The organism is Corynebacterium glyciniphilum AJ 3170 (assembly GCF_007673095.1).
Classification (GTDB): Bacteria; Actinomycetota; Actinomycetes; order Mycobacteriales; family Mycobacteriaceae; genus Corynebacterium.
The window spans coordinates 296,558-314,143 of record NZ_VDYZ01000002.1 but is presented as its reverse complement, the minus strand read 5'-3'; the positions used below and the strand labels follow the sequence as shown (position 1 = coordinate 314,143).

The 17,586-nt window shown below is 68.5% G+C and carries 10 protein-coding genes; 5 read left to right on the top strand and 5 right to left on the bottom strand.

Going from position 1 to position 17,586, the window contains the following annotated elements; all coding sequences use genetic code 11:
• Together FS507_RS03395 and acpS are read left to right on the top strand one after the other, a co-directional pair.
• The gene (locus tag FS507_RS03395; RefSeq protein WP_145941398.1) at positions 1 to 9,294 is read left to right on the top strand and encodes a type I polyketide synthase; all 9,294 of its coding nucleotides are present in this window, start codon (positions 1 to 3) and stop codon (positions 9,292 to 9,294) included.
• Positions 9,291 to 9,764 (top strand): holo-ACP synthase AcpS, encoded by a 474-nt coding sequence (gene acpS, locus FS507_RS03390; protein ID WP_145941397.1) that lies wholly within the window; start codon positions 9,291 to 9,293, stop codon positions 9,762 to 9,764. Before FS507_RS03395 ends, acpS begins: the two co-directional genes overlap by 4 nt.
• A 244-nt stretch (positions 9,765 to 10,008) precedes the next feature.
• On the opposite strand, the gene FS507_RS03385 is transcribed toward acpS, so the two are convergent.
• Positions 10,009 to 10,203, bottom strand: a complete 195-nt coding sequence (locus FS507_RS03385) for a helix-turn-helix transcriptional regulator (protein WP_145941396.1) — start codon at positions 10,201 to 10,203, stop codon at positions 10,009 to 10,011.
• A 184-nt stretch (positions 10,204 to 10,387) separates the two neighbouring features.
• Between FS507_RS03385 and FS507_RS03380 the strand changes: the two genes are divergently transcribed.
• The 3 genes from FS507_RS03380 (at position 10,388) to FS507_RS03370 (ending at position 12,761) form a co-directional block, all read left to right on the top strand.
• Positions 10,388 to 10,588, top strand: a complete 201-nt coding sequence (locus FS507_RS03380; protein WP_145941395.1) for a hypothetical protein — start codon at positions 10,388 to 10,390, stop codon at positions 10,586 to 10,588.
• 371 nt (positions 10,589 to 10,959) lie between these two features.
• Positions 10,960 to 11,622 carry a hypothetical protein gene (locus tag FS507_RS03375; protein WP_145941394.1) on the top strand — a complete coding sequence of 221 codons (663 nt, stop codon included), beginning with the start codon at positions 10,960 to 10,962 and terminating at the stop codon, positions 11,620 to 11,622.
• Between the two features lie 95 nt (positions 11,623 to 11,717).
• Positions 11,718 to 12,761, top strand: a complete 1,044-nt coding sequence (locus FS507_RS03370; RefSeq protein WP_260853138.1) for an aldo/keto reductase — start codon at positions 11,718 to 11,720, stop codon at positions 12,759 to 12,761.
• A 38-nt stretch (positions 12,762 to 12,799) separates the two neighbouring features.
• Here the strand turns inward: FS507_RS03370 and FS507_RS03365 are convergent, their stop codons facing one another.
• The 4 genes from FS507_RS03365 to FS507_RS03350 all read right to left on the bottom strand — a co-directional run bounded on the left by FS507_RS03365 (position 12,800) and on the right by FS507_RS03350 (position 17,510).
• Complete coding sequence (locus FS507_RS03365) at positions 12,800 to 14,296, bottom strand: aldehyde dehydrogenase family protein (RefSeq protein ID WP_222121383.1); 1,497 nt, start codon at positions 14,294 to 14,296, stop codon at positions 12,800 to 12,802.
• Between the two features lie 36 nt (positions 14,297 to 14,332).
• On the bottom strand, positions 14,333 to 15,229 hold the full coding sequence (locus FS507_RS03360) for a dihydrodipicolinate synthase family protein (RefSeq protein WP_145941393.1): 897 nt from the start codon (positions 15,227 to 15,229) through the stop codon (positions 14,333 to 14,335).
• A gap of 43 nt (positions 15,230 to 15,272) precedes the next feature.
• Positions 15,273 to 16,643 (bottom strand): protoporphyrinogen/coproporphyrinogen oxidase, encoded by a 1,371-nt coding sequence (locus FS507_RS03355; protein WP_145941392.1) that lies wholly within the window; start codon positions 16,641 to 16,643, stop codon positions 15,273 to 15,275.
• 201 nt (positions 16,644 to 16,844) lie between these two features.
• Positions 16,845 to 17,510, bottom strand: coding sequence for a GntR family transcriptional regulator (locus FS507_RS03350; RefSeq protein ID WP_145941391.1), 666 nt, complete (start codon positions 17,508 to 17,510; stop codon positions 16,845 to 16,847).
• Positions 17,511 to 17,586 lie beyond the last annotated feature (76 nt).

Genomic DNA, 17,586 nt, shown 5'->3' with positions numbered 1-17,586 from the left:
ATGACTGACACCTCCTCCAGCTTCCTCGCGCGCCTGAACGGCGGCAGCGAGAAGACCGCCCTGCTCTTCGGCGGACAGGCCACCCCGTGGCGTCCCGCCTGTGCGCAGATTTCCGAGGACCCCACCCTCGCCGGCGAGATCCGCGAGCTGATCTCCGCCTCCTCCGACCTGTTGGCCCCGGTCGCCGCCGAACTGACCGCCGCCACCGCAGGTGCACTCTCCCTCGAGCGGCTCGCCGGGACAGGCTCCTTCGCAGCGGGAGCTTCCGCCCCCGTCTCCGCGGCGCTGTCGGTGCCCGGCATCACCGCTGTGCAGTACGCCCAGCTCTCCGCGCTGAAGAGCGCCGGTTACGATGCGCCGGCCGCGGTCGCCGCCGGACGCGCCACCGCGCTGGGACACTCCCAGGGTGTGCTCGGCGCAGCCCTCGTCAACGACAACGGGCTCTCCGACGCCCAGATCTTCGCCGTCGCCCGCCTCATCGGCGCCGCAGCGGCACGGACCACCAGGTCTGCAGGTTTCGCCGTCGGTGAGCACACCCCGATGCTCTCCGTCCGCGGCCTGGAGCGCTCCCACCTCGATGCCGTCATCGCCGACGCCGGCGTGGACGTCGAGGTCGCCATCCACAACGGCCGTCGTCGGTTCATCCTCTCCGGCACCCCGGACGACCTGGGCGTCGTCGAGCAGACCGTCCTGCAGCTCGGTGAGAAGGACGCGGCCGAGCTCGCGTCCAAGACCCGTGGCGGTGCACCGCTGTCACCCCAGACCGAGTACCTCGAGGTCACCGTCCCGTTCCACCACAGCTCCATGGAGCCTGCGGTCGAGCAGGTCGTGGCCTGGGCCGAGCGTTGCGGCCTGTCCGGCGCGGAGGCTTTCGCCCGCGCCGTGCTCACCGACCACATCGACTGGGTCTCCCAGGTCACCGAGGCCCGCGACGGCGGCGAACAGGGGGCTGACTGGTTCCTGGACCTGGGTCCCGGTGTCGTCGCCTCCCGGATCTCCGCTGACCTCATCGAGGGCTCCGGCGCCGGAATCGTCGCCGCCGGCAGCCTCGACGACGTCGACACCCTCGCCGCCCCCGGCGAGGACCCCGAGCGCACCGTCGACTGGTCCACCTACGCTCCGCGGCTCCTGGACCTGCCCACCGGGCAGGTCGTGGAGACCGCGTTCTCCCGTCTGACCGGCCGTTCACCGGTGCTGCTGGCCGGCATGACGCCGACCACCGTGGACCCGGAGATCGTCGCCGCAGCCGCCAACGCCGGCTACTGGGCGGAGATGGCCGGCGGCGGGCAGGTCACCGCCGAGGTCTTCGACGCCAACCTCACCAAGCTCAAGGGACTGCTCGAACCGGGACGGGCCGTGCAGTTCAACGCCATGTTCATGGACCGCTACCTGTGGAACCTCCACTTCGGTGGCCAGCGTGTGGTCTCCAAGGCCCGCGAGTCCGGTGCCCCGCTGGACGGCGTCGTCATCTCCGCCGGCATCCCGGAGCCGGACGAAGCCCCCGAGGTCATCGGCGCGCTCCGCGAGTCCGGTTTCTCCCACATCGCCCTGAAGCCGGGCACCGTCAACCAGATCCGTGCCGGGCTGGGCATCGCCCGCCAGATCGAGGACACCGGCGCCAGCATCATCCTCCAGGTCGAGGACGGTCACGCCGGTGGCCACCACTCCTGGGAGAACCTGGACGACCTGCTCACCGCGACCTACGCGGAGATCCGTCGTCAGAAGAACGTCGTGCTCTGTGTCGGCGGAGGAATCGGAACCCCCGAGCGCTCCGCCGACTACCTCTCCGGTGACTGGTCGGTGGCCCTGGGCCTGCCGTCCATGCCCGTCGACGGCGTGCTCGTCGGCACCGCGGCCATGACAACCAAGGAGGCCAAGACCACCGACGAGATCAAGCAGCTGCTCGTCGACACCCCTGGCGTCGCCGACGAAACCGGTGCAGCCTTCACCGCCCCCAACGGCGGCTGGATCGCCCCCGGCAACTCCGCCGGTGGTGCGACCTCGGGCCTGTCCCACCTGCGTGCCGACATCCACGAGATCGACAACTCGGCCGCGAAGTGCATGCGCCTGATCCAGGAGGTCGGCGGGTCGCTCGAGGCGGTCAACGCCCGTCGCGACGAGATCATCGAGGCCATGAACAAGACGGCGAAGCCGTACTTCGGTGAGCTGGAGAAGATGACCTACGCCGAGGTCGTCCGTCGTTTCGCCGAGCTGAGCTTCCCGTGGGTCGACCCGTCCTGGCTGCAGCGCTTCCAGGAGCTCCTGCAGCGCGTCGAGGCGCGTCTGACTGTCGCCGAGCACGGCCCGGTCGAGACACTCTTCCCGACCGTGGAGTCCGCCGAGGACCCCGAGGCCGCCGTGAAGACCCTCGTGGCCGCCTACCCCTCGGCCGAGGTCGACACCCTGACCCCGCTCGACACCGCCTGGTTCATCGCCCTGTGCCGGAAGTACCCGAAGCCCATGGGCTTCGTCCCAGCCATCGACGAGGACCTGCTGGCCTGGTGGGGCAAGGACTGCCTGTGGCAGGCCCAGGACGACCGTTACTCCGCCGACCAGGTCCGCATCATCCCGGGCCCGGTGTCCGTCTCCGGTATCACCACCGTCAACGAGCCCGTCGCCGACCTTCTCGGACGCTTCGAGGAGGCCTGCCGCGCCCGCATCGCCGACAGCGAACCCGCTACGGCGTGGTCCCGTACCGAGGACGCGCAGGACATCGAGTCCTTCCTCAAGGCCGTGCCCTACATCTCGTGGACCGGCCACCTCATGGACAACCCGGCCCACGTCATCGACGAGGACCGTTACGACCTGGTCGTCGTCAATGACGGCTCCGACGGAAACCCCGTCAAGGTCACCATCGACCTGCACCTGGACACCTTCTGGGACGACACGGCCGCCGGCAGTGGCGACGCGCAGGTCCACGCTGTCCGCAGCCTCCCCGTCCCGCTGATCCTCGACACCACCAGCATCACCGGTGGCCTGCCCGTCGTCGACGAGGAGCGCCTGCCCGACACCATGTACGGCCTGCTGGCAGGTACGGCCGGTGTCGGCAACACCGCGGTCACCGGTGACGAGATCACCGCCATGCCGACGAAGGTCGAGGGGTCCACCTCCGAGGCCGCACCGTTCGGCACGTTCAACTACAACTTCACCCTCACCGAGTCCCTCGGTTCCGAGCACTCCGGCGTGACCGGCGACGGCCTGGGCGACCTGTCCGAGGTCGGCGGCGGTGCCACGCGCGCCTCCATCGTCCCGGACGCCCTGCTGGGGACCTCTTGGCCGGCGATCTACGCCGCCCTGGGCTCTGCGATGGTCAACGACTACCCGGTCATCGAGGGCCTGCTCAACGCCGTGCACCTCGACCACACCGTGGCGCTCGAGGTCTCCGCCGAGGAACTCGCCGAGCGTGCCCCGTTCCAGATCACCGTGACCAGCTGGGCCGCCGGCATCGAGGAATCCTCGTCCGGACGTGTCGTCACCGTGCACCACCACATGCACGACGACCAGGGAACCCTGCTGGGACGGCAGACCGAACGCTTCGCCATCCGTGGCCGCGCCTTCGGCACCACTCCGCCCGCCGAGCCGGCCCCGGCCGGCGGCCTCGCCGCGGAGGGCCGGGGAATCACCGACACCCCGCGTTCCACCCTGCTGCGCACCCGGGTGAACGCCCCGGCGGAGATGACCCCCTTCGCCTGGGTCTCCGGTGACTTCAACCCGATCCACACCAGCCACGTCGCTGCCCGCGTGGCCGGACTGCAGGCACCGCTGGTGCACGGCATGTGGCTGTCCGCCACCGCCCAGCACGCCGCGTCCGCCGCCGGCTCCGGCCACCACATCCTCGGCTGGACCTACCGCATGTTCGGTCTCGTCCAGCTGGGCGACCCGGTGGACATCCAGGTCGAGCGCACCGGCCGCGTCGCCGGTGGTGGTCTGCTCCTCGAAGTGACCTGCCGGATCAACGACGAACTCGTGTCCCAGGGCACCGCGGTCACCGCCGCACCGTCCACGGCGTACGTCTACCCGGGCCAGGGCATCCAGTCCAAGGGCATGGGCCTGGACGAGCGCGCCGCCTCCAAGGCCACCGCCGCCGTCTGGGAGCGGGCCGACGCCCACACCCGCGCCACCCTGGACTTCTCCATCCTCACCGTGGTCCGCGACAACCCCACGTCGCTGACCGCCAACGGTGTGACCTACCACCACCCGGACGGTGTCCTCTACCTCACCCAGTTCACCCAGGTCGCACTGGCCACGCTGGCGCTGGCGCAGACCGCCCGGCTGCGGGAGGCCGACGCACTGGTCGCCGACGCCTACTACGCCGGCCACTCACTCGGTGAGTACACCGCCCTGTCGGCCTACGCCGGCACCATCGAGCTGGAGACCGTCCTCGAGGTCGTGTTCCACCGTGGTTCCACGATGCACCACCTCATCCCGCGTGACGAGAACGGCCGCTCGAACTACCGGATGGGCGCCCTGCGTCCCAACCAGTTCGGCGTCGACGACGACCACGTCGTCGAGTACGTCAACTCCGTGGCGGAGCAGTCCGGTGAGTTCCTCGAGATCGTGAACTTCAACCTCGCCGGCGAGCAGTACTCCGTCGCCGGTACCGTCGCCGGTCTCGCCGCCCTGGAGAAGGACGCGGCGAAGCGGACCGCGGCAGCCGGTGGCAAGGGATCGTTCATGATGGTCCCGGGCATCGACGTGCCCTTCCACTCACGGGTCCTGCACCCCGGTGTGCCGGACTTCCGTGAGAAGCTCGACGACCTGCTCCCGGAGACCATCGACCACGAGGTGCTCGAGGGACGCTACATCCCGAACCTCGTCGCCCGCCCGTTCGAGCTCACCCGCGAGTTCGTGCAGTCCATCCTGGACGTCGTCCCCGCCGAACCCGCCCAGGAGCTCCTGGACAACTGGGACGCCCGTACCAAGGACGAGGCAGGACGCGCCAAGGCCGCCCGCACCCTGTTCATCGAGCTGCTCTGCTGGCAGTTCGCCTCCCCGGTGAGGTGGATCGAGACCCAGGACCTGCTGCTCGCCAGCGACCGCCTGGACATCGAGGAACTCGTCGAGATCGGTCTCGGCGCCGCCCCGACCCTGGCGAACCTCGCCACCAAGACCCTCAAGCTGCCCCGCTTCACCGGTGCCGACGTCGCCGTGCGTAACGTCCAGCGCGACGAGAAGCTGGTCTACCACGAGGACGTCCAGACCATCGAGGCCCCGGTCGACGAACCGGCCGAGGTGGAGCACGAGAGCGTCCCGACCGGCGACGTGGTCGCCGAGGCACGCCCGGACGCCTCCGCACCGTCGCCCGCCGTCGACGAGGGCTACGCCACCCCGGAGCCCCCGGCACCGGCAGGCTCGGTGGAGCGTCCCGCGGACCTGCCGTACAAGGCGTCCGACGCGATCAAGACACTCCTGGCCTACGCCAACAAGCTGCGCCCGGAGCAGATCGGTGGTGCCGACACGACCGGCACACTGACCAACGGTGTGTCCTCGCGGCTCAACCAGCTGCTCATGGACATCTCCGCCGAGCTGGGGCTGTCCAGTGTCGAAGGCGCGGCCGAGGCCGACGTCACGACCCTGTCCGCCACCGTGGACGCGGCAGCGCACAACTACGCGGCCTTCGGTCCGGTGCTCAGCGAGGCAGTGAAGGACCGGCTGCGCAAGCTCTTCGGTTCCGCAGGGGCCAAGGCCACCGCCATCGCCGACCGCGTCACCGGCACCTGGGAGCTCGGGCCGGGCTGGGTCGACCACGCGACCGCACAGATCCTGCTCGGTTCCCGTGACGGCGCCTCCGCACGCGGCGGCGACCTGTCGACCCTGCCGACCTCCGCCACCTCGATGAACGACGTGAACGCGATCATCGACGAGGCGGTCACCCAGGTCGGTGCCGCCCACGGCATCCCCGTGGCGAAGCCGAGTGCCGGTGGTGCCGGCGGTGGAACCGTCGACTCCGCGGCGCTCGACGCCTTCGCCGAGGAAGTCACCGGCGACGAGGGTGTGCTGGCCAACCTGGCCCGGCACATCCTGCACGACCTGAACCTGGACATCCCGGAGTCCTCGTCCTTCAGCGACCCTGAGGCCGACGAGACCGCTGCTATCCTGCAGGCCGTCAGCGAGGAGCTCGGTGCGACCTGGCCCAAGCAGGTCGCCCCGGTCTTCGACGACCGTCGTGCCATCCTCATCGACGACCGGTGGGCCACTGCCCGTGAGGACATCGCCCGTCTCGCCGCCGGTGAGGAGATCGCGGAATCCGCGACCTTCCGCGGCACCGGTGAAACCGTCGCGAAGCACGCCGACTGGTGGGCCACGCATACCGCAGACGCCCAGTTGGCGACCCGTTTCACCAGCATCGCCGCAGCGGCCCGGGACGAGACGACCACCGGTGAGTTCGCCGGACAGGTCGCCGTCGTCACCGGCGTCACCCCCGCCTCCATCGCCGGAGGCGTGGTCGGTGACCTGCTGGCGGAGGGTGCCACCGTGGTGATCACCGCTTCCCGGATCAGTGCCGCCCGCCTGGAGTTCATCAAGAAGCTCTACCGGGAGCACGCGTCGGCGGAAGCGAAGATATGGCTCGTTCCGGCGAACCTGTCGAGCTACCGGGACATCGACGCCCTGGTCGACTGGATCGGCAATGAGCAGACCGAGACGGTCGGTTCCGAGAAGAAGCTGGTCAAGCCGGCTCTCGTGCCTGACCTCTTCCTGCCCTTCGCCGCGCCGTCGGTCTCCGGCACGGTCGAGGACGCCGGCGGAAACGCCGAGACCCAGGCCCGTCTGCTGCTGTGGAGTGTGGAGCGTTCCTTCACCGCCCTGTCCCGCATCGGTCACGAAGCCAACCTGGCGCACCGCCTGCACGTGGTGCTGCCCGGTTCCCCGAACCGCGGAACCTTCGGTGGCGACGGTGCCTACGGTGAGACCAAGGCCGCCTTCGACGCCATCTGCAACAAGTGGTCTAACGAGCCGTGGGCTGAGCGCGTCACCATCGCCCACCCGCGTATCGGCTGGGTCTCGGGCACCGGCCTGATGGGCGGCAACGACCCGCTGGTCGACGCCGCAGTCGAGGCAGGCGTGCGTGTGTGGACCCCGTCCGACATCGCCGGCGAACTGGTCCGTCTGTGCTCTTCCGAGATCCGCGCCGCCGCGTCCATCGGCCCGGTCGACGCCGACCTCACCGGTGGCCTGGACAAGATCAACCTGGTGGAGCTGCGTGAGCAGGCGCTGGCCGACGGTGCATTCGACGCCGCCGGTGACGGCGCGGCAGCCGAGGCCGCCGAGGCTCCGGTCACCGTCAACGCCCTGCCGTCCCCGGTACGTGCTTCCCAGCCTGTCGCCGGTGATACGGTCGACTCACAGGATGAGGCGTGGGGCGAGGTCACCACCGACCTCGACGACATGGTCGTGGTCGTGGGCCTCGGCGAGGTCAGCGCCTGGGGATCCGGGCGTACCCGCTTCGAGGCCGAGTACGGCGTCCAGGCCGATGGTTCGGTCGAACTCACCGCCGCCGGTGTGCTGGAACTCGCCTGGATGACCGGCCTGCTGACCTGGAAGGACACCCCGGTCGCCGGCTGGTACGACGCCAAGGGCGACATCGTTCCCGAGGAGGAGATCTTCACCCGCTACCGGGACGAGGTCGCCGCCCGTGCAGGCGTGCGTACCTTCGTCGACGACGTCGCGCTCGAGGACGTCCACACCCCGGCCGCCGCAGAGATCTTCCTCGACCGTGAGGTCACCTTCTCCGTGGACTCCGCCGAGGACGCCCAGTCCTTCGTCGAGGCCGACCCGAACTTCACCCGGGCGACCCTGGACGAGGAGACAGGCGAATGGTCCGTCACCCGACTGCCGGGTGCCCGGGCACGGGTGCCCCGTCGCGCCACCCTGGCACGCAAGGTCGGCGGCCAGTTCCCGACGGACTTCGATCCCACCCGCTGGGGTGTGCCGGCATCCATGGTCGAGGCCATCGACCGGATCGCCGTGTGGAACCTCGTCGCCACCGTCGACGCCTACCTCTCGGCGGGCTTCACCCCGGCAGAGATCCTGCAGGCCGTCCACCCGTCGGACGTCGCCATGACCCAGGGCACCGGCTTCGGCGGCATGACGTCGATGCGCAAGCTCTTCGTCGAGCGCTTCCTGGAGGAGGACATCCCGTCCGACATCCTGCAGGAGACCCTGCCCAACGTCGTCGCCGCACACACCATGCAGTCCTACGTCGGCGGCTACGGTGCGATGATCCACCCGGTCGGCGCCTGCGCCACCGCCGCAGTCTCCGTCGAGGAGGGTGTGGACAAGATCAAGCTCGGCAAGGCTGACTTCGTTGTCGCCGGGGCCACCGACGACATGTCCGTGGAGTCCATCAGCGGGTTCGCCTCGATGAACGCCACGGCCAACTCGGACACCATGGCCGCGAAGGGACTCAACGAGCGCTTCTACTCCCGTGCCAACGACCGTCGCCGCGGCGGCTTCGTCGAGGCACAGGGTGGAGGCACGATCCTGCTGACCCGTGGCTCTGTCGCGGCGAAGCTGGGCCTGCCCGTCCAGTCTGTGGTCGGTTACGCTGCGTCCTTCGCCGACGGTGCGCACACCTCCATCCCGGCCCCGGGCATGGGTGCGCTGGCCGCCGGACGTGGTGGCCAGGGGTCGAAGCTGTCGAAGGAGCTCGCCAAGCTCGGTGTCAGCGCCGACGACATCTCCGTGGTGTCCAAGCACGACACCTCGACCAACGCCAATGACCCGAACGAGTCCCGCCTGCACACCCGGCTGGCGAAAGCCATGGGCCGCACCGAGGGCAACCCGATGTACGTCGTCTCCCAGAAGACGCTCACCGGTCACGCCAAGGGTGGCGCCGCCGTCTTCCAGACAGCGGGTCTGGGGGACATGTTCCGGACTTCGCGGATCCCGGCGAACCGTTCGCTGGACTGCGTGGACCCGGAGATGGCGTCCGCACCGAACCTGGTCTGGCTGCGTGAGCCGTTGCAGCTCAACCGGACGATCAAGGCCGGTCTGCTGACCTCCCTGGGCTTCGGTCACGTGTCCGCGCTGATGGCGCTGGTGCACCCGGAGGCATTCCGGGTGGCTGTCGCCAACCAGCTCGGTGAGGACGCTGCGGAGAAGTGGGTCGCCACTGCGTCGGCACGCCTGCGCGCCGGTGTGCGTCGCCGTGAGGCAGGCATGCTGGGCCACCGTGCACTGTTCGAGGAGATCGAGCACCGTCGTTTCGCCGACGGGGTCGAGATCGACGCTGCGGAGCCGGCGATGCTGCTCGACCCGGAGGCACGTGCCGGTGAGGACGGTCTGCTGCGGTGACCGGATCCTCCTTCGTGATCGGTGTCGGCATCGACGTGGTCGACATCCCGTCCTTCGCCGAGCAGCTCGAGATGCCGGGGTCGCGGTTCGCCGCGTCCTTCACCGGGGCTGAACGGCGCACCTGCGCCAAGCAGGCGCAGACCAGTGGCAACGAGGCACAGCACCTCGCTGCCCGGTGGGCGGCGAAGGAGGCGTTCTACAAGGCGTGGACCGCGGCCGAGGCCGGGGACGAGATCCCCGGGGCGCGGATGGACTGGTCACAGATCGAGGTGGTCAAGGACCGCTGGGGTCGACCGTTCATCCGCCTGCACGAGCCTCTCGCCTCCGTGGTGAACGGGGCGCTGAGCCGTCACTTCGGTGGTGGGGCCCCGGGGAGCACGGACAACGGACATGCGGTCTGGCACCTGAGCCTGTCGCATGACGGGCCTGTCGCCCAGGCCTTCGTGGTCGGGGAGTGGCGCCGGATGTAGTCGCGTGGCCCCCGGGGTCGAGTGAGCAACCCCACAGGTTGGTGTGACCGACCTGTGGGGTTGCTGCGTTCCGGGACGGGGTGCGCGGCAGGGTGCTCCCACCGTGTCGTGACCGAGCGCTACGTGACGTGCCACCGTGGTCCCACGGTCGTGGCATGTGTGCCGAGCAGGGAACAACCCCGGAGGTTGGTTACACCATCCTCCGGGGTTGCTGTCTGGTGGGGCTGGACACCGGCGTCGCTGGCTAGGCCGAGTGCGGGACGATGCCTGACGTGTCCACCGTTACCCGGGCCTCTGCGAGGCGTGAGATCTGTGACTCTGAGACATGGATGTCCTTGGCGAGGCGGTACGGCGTGATGCCCATCGGTTCCGGCATCTCGGAGACCAGCCAGTCGCCGGGGTGGGGGAGGTTGCTGGTGGTAGTCGGTGATGTCGACATCGCGGGCTCCTTCGTTGGTCCAGCGGAGTCCGGATAACCCCGCCTGCCGGTTCCCGGGACCAGCAGGAACGCCGTCTGTACTGACCGCGGTCGCAGTGTCGGCAACGCGAATCGGTACCGGTTTGCCAGGGAACCTCCACCGCGACTGAACGGCTGTCCCATGCGACCCACGCAGACTGTGCCAATGGTCAGGAGCGGTAGAAGAGAACACTCCGCACGCGAGCACCGGCGATGCCCCGGTCTCCGCGGCAGATTCCGTTCCGGCGGACGCATCCCGGCACGCGTCGGTTCGCCGGCGTCAGAACAGCCGGCGTCCCCGCTGTCGGAGGCGGATGCCCGGGTTCTTTCCCGCGGCGCCCAGCCGCAGGGCCCGGACGGTGAGTAGTCCGGCGACCTGCAGGTCTGTCTTGGTCGGTGCATCGTCGCTGACGGTCGTCCGAGGCAGCCGCGCATTGTCGGGGCCCGGAGTCCCCTGAACTCGTCACCGCGCCAAACGCCGTCGGGGGCCCGGAACAGGATGTGTCCTGCGGTGATCCTGGTGGGGATGTCACGGGTGCAGTAGCTGGCAGGTGATGAACAGCTCGATGAGGTCGATGAAGGCGTCATGTTCTCGCGTATCCGCCGAGCCGCGCAACCCGGCGGACGAGCTCCGGGGGAGATGGTGAGACGGTTCCGGGGGCCGCCCGACTGGGAATGCGGTGGACCACCGCTGTAATGATGAAGGAGAATGCAGGCAGTTACGCCGGAAGGAATGTCATGAGCAACACCTGGGGAACAGTCCCGGAGAGCCCGCACCGGGTACCGCAGAGAAGAGGACCCGTCATCGCCGCTGTTGTCGGTGTTGTCGTTGTCGTGGTGGTCGTCGCGGCGGCAGCCGTCGGCGGGTGGTTCTTCCTGCGTGGCAGCGGGGACGAGGGAAACAACGGTACCGCCGCGGCAGGGCCCGGGTTCACGTCCGTGCCGGTAACGACGTCAGAGACCGCGGAGTCGCCCGACGCCGACGCTCCTGAAGAGGCGGTCGAGACCGTGACGGTCACCGCCGAACCGGAGCGGGCTGATAGGGCGGACCAGGATCAGGGAACCGGGGCCCGCCCTGACTCATCGGGTGCCTCTCCCCGTGACCGGTCCGGAGAGGCCCTCCTCTGCGACGGTCGCGGCGTCCTGGTCGTCGAGTCCGTGATGGGCAACAGTCCCACATTCGACAGTGAGGTGGATACCGCGTTAGCCGCGAATCCGGGATCGGTTGTCGTCGCGCCGGGCACCTGTGCATCTCTGCGTTCCTCCGTGGACGGGGCCGAGGTCTACGCCGTCGTCGTCGACTACGGCAGTGACGTCAGCTCCCTGTGCTCAGCGGAAGCGGCAGGTGGCGGCTATTCGCGGGTGCTGGACAACACCGCGTCCTACCGGTCACCGTGCTGAGCACCTGAGCATTATGTGATCAAGTATCACGTAGGATAAGTAACGGAAGGACATGATGAAACACCACCACCGATAATGACAGGGAGGACGATCCTGTGAACACCACCACTCGACTCGGAACCTTGGATGTCTCGTCGATAGGTTACGGCTGTATGGCGCTCACCGACATCTACGGCGGCGGGCTGACCGACGACGATGCCCGCGCATCCCTCAATGAGGCCGTCGACGCCGGTATCACGCTGCTCGACACCGCAGACGTCTACGGAGAACCGCCGAGCAGGGACCACATCGGACCCGCCGGAACGAACGAGGAGATGCTTGCCCCGTTGCTCGCGAAACGTCGCGACGAGGTGCAGATCTCGACGAAGTTCGGGATCGCCGGTGAGGCGGTCAACCCGGACACCGGGAAGATCGAGTCTCAGGGGCTCAACGGCAGGCCGGAGTACGTGCAGTCCGCCTGCGAAGCATCGCTGCGCCGTCTCGGCGTCGAGACAATCGACCTCTACTACCTGCACCGCCCGGACCCGGAGGTTCCTCTGGAAGAGACCGTCGGGGCGATGGCGTCCCTGGTGGAGCAGGGTAAGGTGCGGCAGCTCGGAGTGTCGGAGCTCACCGCCGACGAGCTGCGCCGGGCCCACGCCACGCACCCGATCGCCGCACTGCAGTCCGAGTGGAGCGTTTGGTCGCGCGATATTGAGGATACGGTCGTACCAACGTGTGCGGAGCTGGGCATCGGCGTCGTGCCCTACAGTCCGCTGGGGCGCGGCTTCCTCACCGGCACACTCTTCAAGGAAGCCGTCAGTTCGGATGTACGTGGTGACATGGAGCGCATGGCGAGCGGGTGGGACGACAATGAACGCGCCCTCGCGCTCGTGGCAGACGTCGCCGAGGAACTGGGGGCGACCAATTCGCAGGTCTGCCTGGCCTGGCTGCTCGCCAAGGGTGCCCGCTACGGCGTGAACACGGTTCCGATCCCCGGCTCACGGAAGGCGTCACGCATGATCGAGAACCTCGGAGGAACCGAACTCACCCTCACTGACTCCCATGTCGCGTCGCTCGACAAGGTCGCGGGGCTGGTCACCGGCACCCGGAGTATCCATGCCGATGACCCGACCTGGGTCAGCTCCGGCCGGGAATAGCGCGGCTCAGATGACGCGGACGTCCCGGCGACGGGCGCCTAGCGACGTTCGTGGTTGATCTGCACGTGCTTGGTGCGGGAGTAGTCCTGCAGCGCGTACAGCGACAGGTCCCGGCCGTAACCGGAGCCCTTGAATCCGCCCCACGGGACATCGTTGGCCAGCACGAGGTGGCAGTTGACCCAGACGGTGCCGGCGTCGATGCGGCGGGGCACCGACAGGGAGCGCGCGGCATCCGTGGTGAACACCGATGCGGCGAGCCCGTAGGGGACCTCGTTGGCGCGGTCGATGGCCTCCTTCTCGGTGGTGAAGGTCTCGACGGTGACCACCGGGCCGAAGATCTCCTCGGAGGCTGCCTCGGTTCCGGGCTGGACACCGGTCAGGACGGTGGGCGCGACGTAGTATCCCTCGCCGTCCAGTGCGCCGCCGCCGATGGCTGCAGAAGCACCGTCGGCGAGTGCGCGGTCGATGAAGGACGTCACGCGGGTGAGGTGGTCCTCGGAGACCAGCGGTCCGATCTCCACGTCCTCACCGGCGGCGGGATCGCCCACCACCAGGCTGGAGACCTGCTCGACGAGCAGTTCGGTGAACCTCTCCGCGACCGACTCGTGGACCAGGACACGGGTGCCTGCCCCGCATTCCTGCCCGGAGTTCCAGTACCCGGCCTCGCGCAGCGCCTCAGCCGCCTGCTGCAGGTCGGCATCCTCGAAGATGACCACGGGAGCCTTGCCGCCGAGCTCCAGGTGGACCCGCTTCAGCGAGTCGCTGGCAGACTCGGCGACGGTCTTTCCACTGTTCACACTGCCGGTCAGTGCGACCATGGCGATGTCCGGGTGTTCGGACAGTCGGGCGCCCACCACGGAACCGCGCCCGGTGACCACGTTCATCACGCCGGCGGGGAGCAGGTCGCCGATGATCTCCATGAACTTCAGCATGCTCAGCGGGGTCTGCTCCGAGGGCTTGAGCACCAGGGTGTTGCCGGCGGCCAGAATCGGGGCGATCTTCCACGCCGCCATGAGCAGCGGGTAGTTCCACGGCACGATCGCCCCGATCACGCCGAGGGGTTCGCGGAGGATCATCGAGGTGTGGTCGGCGACGTAGTCTCCGGCGCCCTGTTCGGTGAAGGCGCGGGCCGCACCGGCGGAGAAGCGGAAGATGTCCGCGGTGCCGGAGACGTCGTCGTCGGCGACCATGCGCGGCTTACCGGCGTCGGCTGCCTCGAGACGGGCGAGGACGTCGGCATTGGCCTCGACACGGTCGGCGATGGCCAGCAGCAGGTCGGCGCGGTCCTTCGGAGTGGTGTCACGCCAGGTGTCGAAGGCTGTGACGGCGGCTGCGACGGCGGTGTCGACGTCGTCGGCGCTGCCACGGGGGACGTCGGCGATCGTACCGCCGTCGGCGGGGTTGACCAGGGTGTACTCGCCGGCACTGTCGGTGAATGCGCCGTTGATGTAGTGGTGCAGTGGGGGCAGGTCACCCTCGGTGATCAGGGTGGCACCCGCGTCGGGACGTCGGACGGTGAAGGTGTGGTTACTCACTGTGGTGGTCCTTTCGTAAAAGGGAGGGACAGGTGGTCAGCGCTGCAGTGCGTCCAGCGCGGCGGTGATGCGGTCGGTGGCGTCTGCGGGGACGTCAGCGACAGGGCGGCGGGGCACACCGGCGGAGATGCCGTTGTGCCGCAGACCGGCCTTGACGGCGGCGATGAAGTTCTCGGAGATCATCGCGTCGATGGCGGGGTAGACCCGGTTCCATTCCGTACGGGCCTCGACGAGCTTGTCCCCGGCGATCAGCCGGCTGACGGAGACCAGTTCGGAGGGGACGACGTTGGCTGCTCCGGCGACGGCTCCGGCGGCACCTTCGGCCAGGGCACTGTAGAGGTAGGGGTCCCAGCCGATGAATGTCCCGAGCTTGTCGCTGTGGTGGTGGATCAGGCGCAGTGCCTGTTCCCAGTCGGCGCCGGAGTCCTTGATGTAGCGGATGTTGTCGATCTCCCCGGCGAGGCTGCCGGCGGTGTCGGCGTCGAGGTTCACGCCGGTGGCGTCGGGGATGTTGTAGAGCATCACCGGGATGTCGACGGAGGAGGACACCTCGCGGATGTAGGTGAGGGTCTCGTCCAGGCTCAGCGGCTCGTAGTAGGGGGTGACCAGCATGAGGACGTCGGCGCCGGCGGACTGGGCGGCGCGTGAGTGGCGGATGGCCTCGGCGGTGGAGGTGGCACCGGTCTGGGCGACCACGGGAACGCGTCCTGCGGTGTACTCGATGACGTCCTCCACGAGCTGGAGACGTTCGTCGGCGCTGAGTGCGGCGACCTCGGCGGTGGACCCGCCGACGACAACGCCGTCGACACCGTGGTCGACGGAGCGGTCGACGAGCTGCTTGAGGACGGCGGTGTCGATCTTCTCGTCAGCGTCGAAGGGGGTGGCGAGCGCGGTCAGGATGCCGCGGAGCTCAGTGGGGGAGGTTGAAGTCATGGGTTTCTCCTTGCTGGTGATGGTGGTTGAACGTCGGTATGCGTCAGCCGGCGACGGCCACGCCCTGCTGGGATTCGGTGGCGAGCAGGCTCGCTGCGCGCTGGGCCGCGGTGAACGCCGAGGTGATGGCGGTTTCGGTGTAGAGCGAACCGAGGTAGTCGCCGGCGAGGAAGACTCGCTCCTCGGGTTTCATGAGCTCTTCCTGGATCTTGGCGCGGCCCGGGAAGCAGTAGGGTGCGCCGAGCTTCCACCGCTGCACGTGGGTCTCCTCGACAATGTCCGAGAAGCCGGGCAGTACCTCGTTGAGGTCGCGGTGGTAGATCGCCGCGATCTCGTCGTCGGTCTTGTCGATCAGGTTGTCGGCGAGGCTGGCGGGGGAGAAGACCATGATGCTGCCGCCCGGGCGCCGCGCGCCGCCGGTCCCGTTGACCAGGTTGCCCATGTTCAACACGATGTTGAAGGAACGCTTCGGCGTGGCGATACCGTAGGCACCGTCCCATACCTGTGGCGTGGTCTCCCCGGTCAGGAACGCGGCGCTGACGTAGGAGCCGTACTGCACCTTGTCGAGTGCGTCCCGGAGTGCAGGGCGGAGGTCCACGCCGATGCGCCGGGAGATCGGCGCCGGGGTGGCCATCACGGCGGTGCGGGCCGAGACCTCGTGCTCCTGGCCGTCCTTGATGTAGCGCACGGTGACGTGGTCAGCGTGCTGGGTGAGCTCCTGTACCTCCGCTCCGGTCCGGATACGGTCCCGTTGTGAGGCGGCGATGGTTTCGGTCAATGTCGACGGGCCGCCGACGATGCTCTTGCTCAGCCCCTGACCGATGTTCCACACCAGGCTGAAATAGCCGATCCCGGCGCCGGCGGAGATCTGGTCCGGGTCCCCGGCGGAGCGGGTGACGGTGGGGCGGAACAGGGCGTCGACGTTCTCCGGGATGTCACCGAGGTACTCGGCGAAGGTGCGGTCGTTCTCGAAGTCGTAGATCCGCTGCTGACGGGTCTCGCCGCTCTCCCCGGGACGGCGACGCACGGCCTTCGCGTAGCGCAGGACGTCCAGGCTGACCTTCGCACCGTGGGTCAGCATCTGCACCCGGTCGCTGAAAGGCACGGGGACGCGGAGGGGGTACGTCTGGGCAGGCCCGTTGATCAGCAACTTCCCGTTCATGTGGACACCGGCCAGCGTGCCGGGGACGTCCATGACCGCGGTGCCGGTCTCGTGGAAGAGATCGTCGGTGGATGTGCCCGCCCCGCTGAAGACGTGCCCACCCCAGTTGAGGAAGTAGGGGCCGCGTTTCTCCGACCGGATGCGCCCGCCGGTGCGGTGCCCGGACTCGAGGATGAGGGTGTCCCAGTGGCGTAGCCGCCAGGCGGCGGAGAGACCGGACAGGCCTCCTCCGATGATGATTGCGTCCTTCACGGTGGACTCCTTCGCGAAGTGGGGCGTGGCGGGAGGTCGGGACCGACCGCCGGATTCGCCGGGATTGGAGTGGATGAGCGCGGGGCCCCGTAGGTGTCCCAGTCAACAGCCGCTGTATTACTGTTGTAGAAACCACATTACTGTGTGATTTGTGATCACACAAGGGAAGTTTTGCACTACGGCTCAACTGTGCGTGCCGGGTCAGCTCAGGGCGTCGCGGATGCGCTCGATGGCAGAGTTCAGCGAGGCGTCGGTGATCGCCACCGCCGCCGACACATCCCCGGTCTGTGCTGCTTCGATGAGATGGCGCTGGTGTGTGAGCAGCTCCGTGGTGGAACCGGACTCCAGTTCATCCCGCGCGCCGACGATCTTGAAGTGACGGCACCGGGCCCACAGGCTCCGGATCGTCTCGTCCAGCACCCTGTTGCCGGACGCTCCGTAAATCGTCCCCAGTAGTTCCTCGTCGAGGGAGAGGTAACCGATCACGTCGCCGCGCTCCAGGGCACTGTGCATCCTGTCGTACAGGGTTTCGAGGGTCTGGAGGTCCTCCGGTTCCAGTGCTGTGATGCCTGTCTCGGTGGCGCGGACCTCGAGAACCCGGCGGACCTCGTAGATGTCCAGCAGTTCTTCGGGGGAGAACGCCTTGACGACGGCACCGCGACGGGGGCGTGTCTCGACGAGGCCGACTTCCTCGAGTCGTTTGATGGCCTCGCGCACCGGCATCACGCTGATGCCGAGTTCTTCAGCGAGGTCCCGGATCTGCAGCCGTCGTCCTGCTTCGTAGTTGCCGTTGACGATTGCAGCATGGATCGCCTCGTAGGCGAGGTCGCCTACGCGGTCGGTGGTCTGCAGTCGACTGAGTGCCATGCGGTTCACTATACCGAGGGCGGCGGAGGGGGCCGTCCCCGGGCGACCTGGCCTTGCATCGGACGTCGTAGGGAGA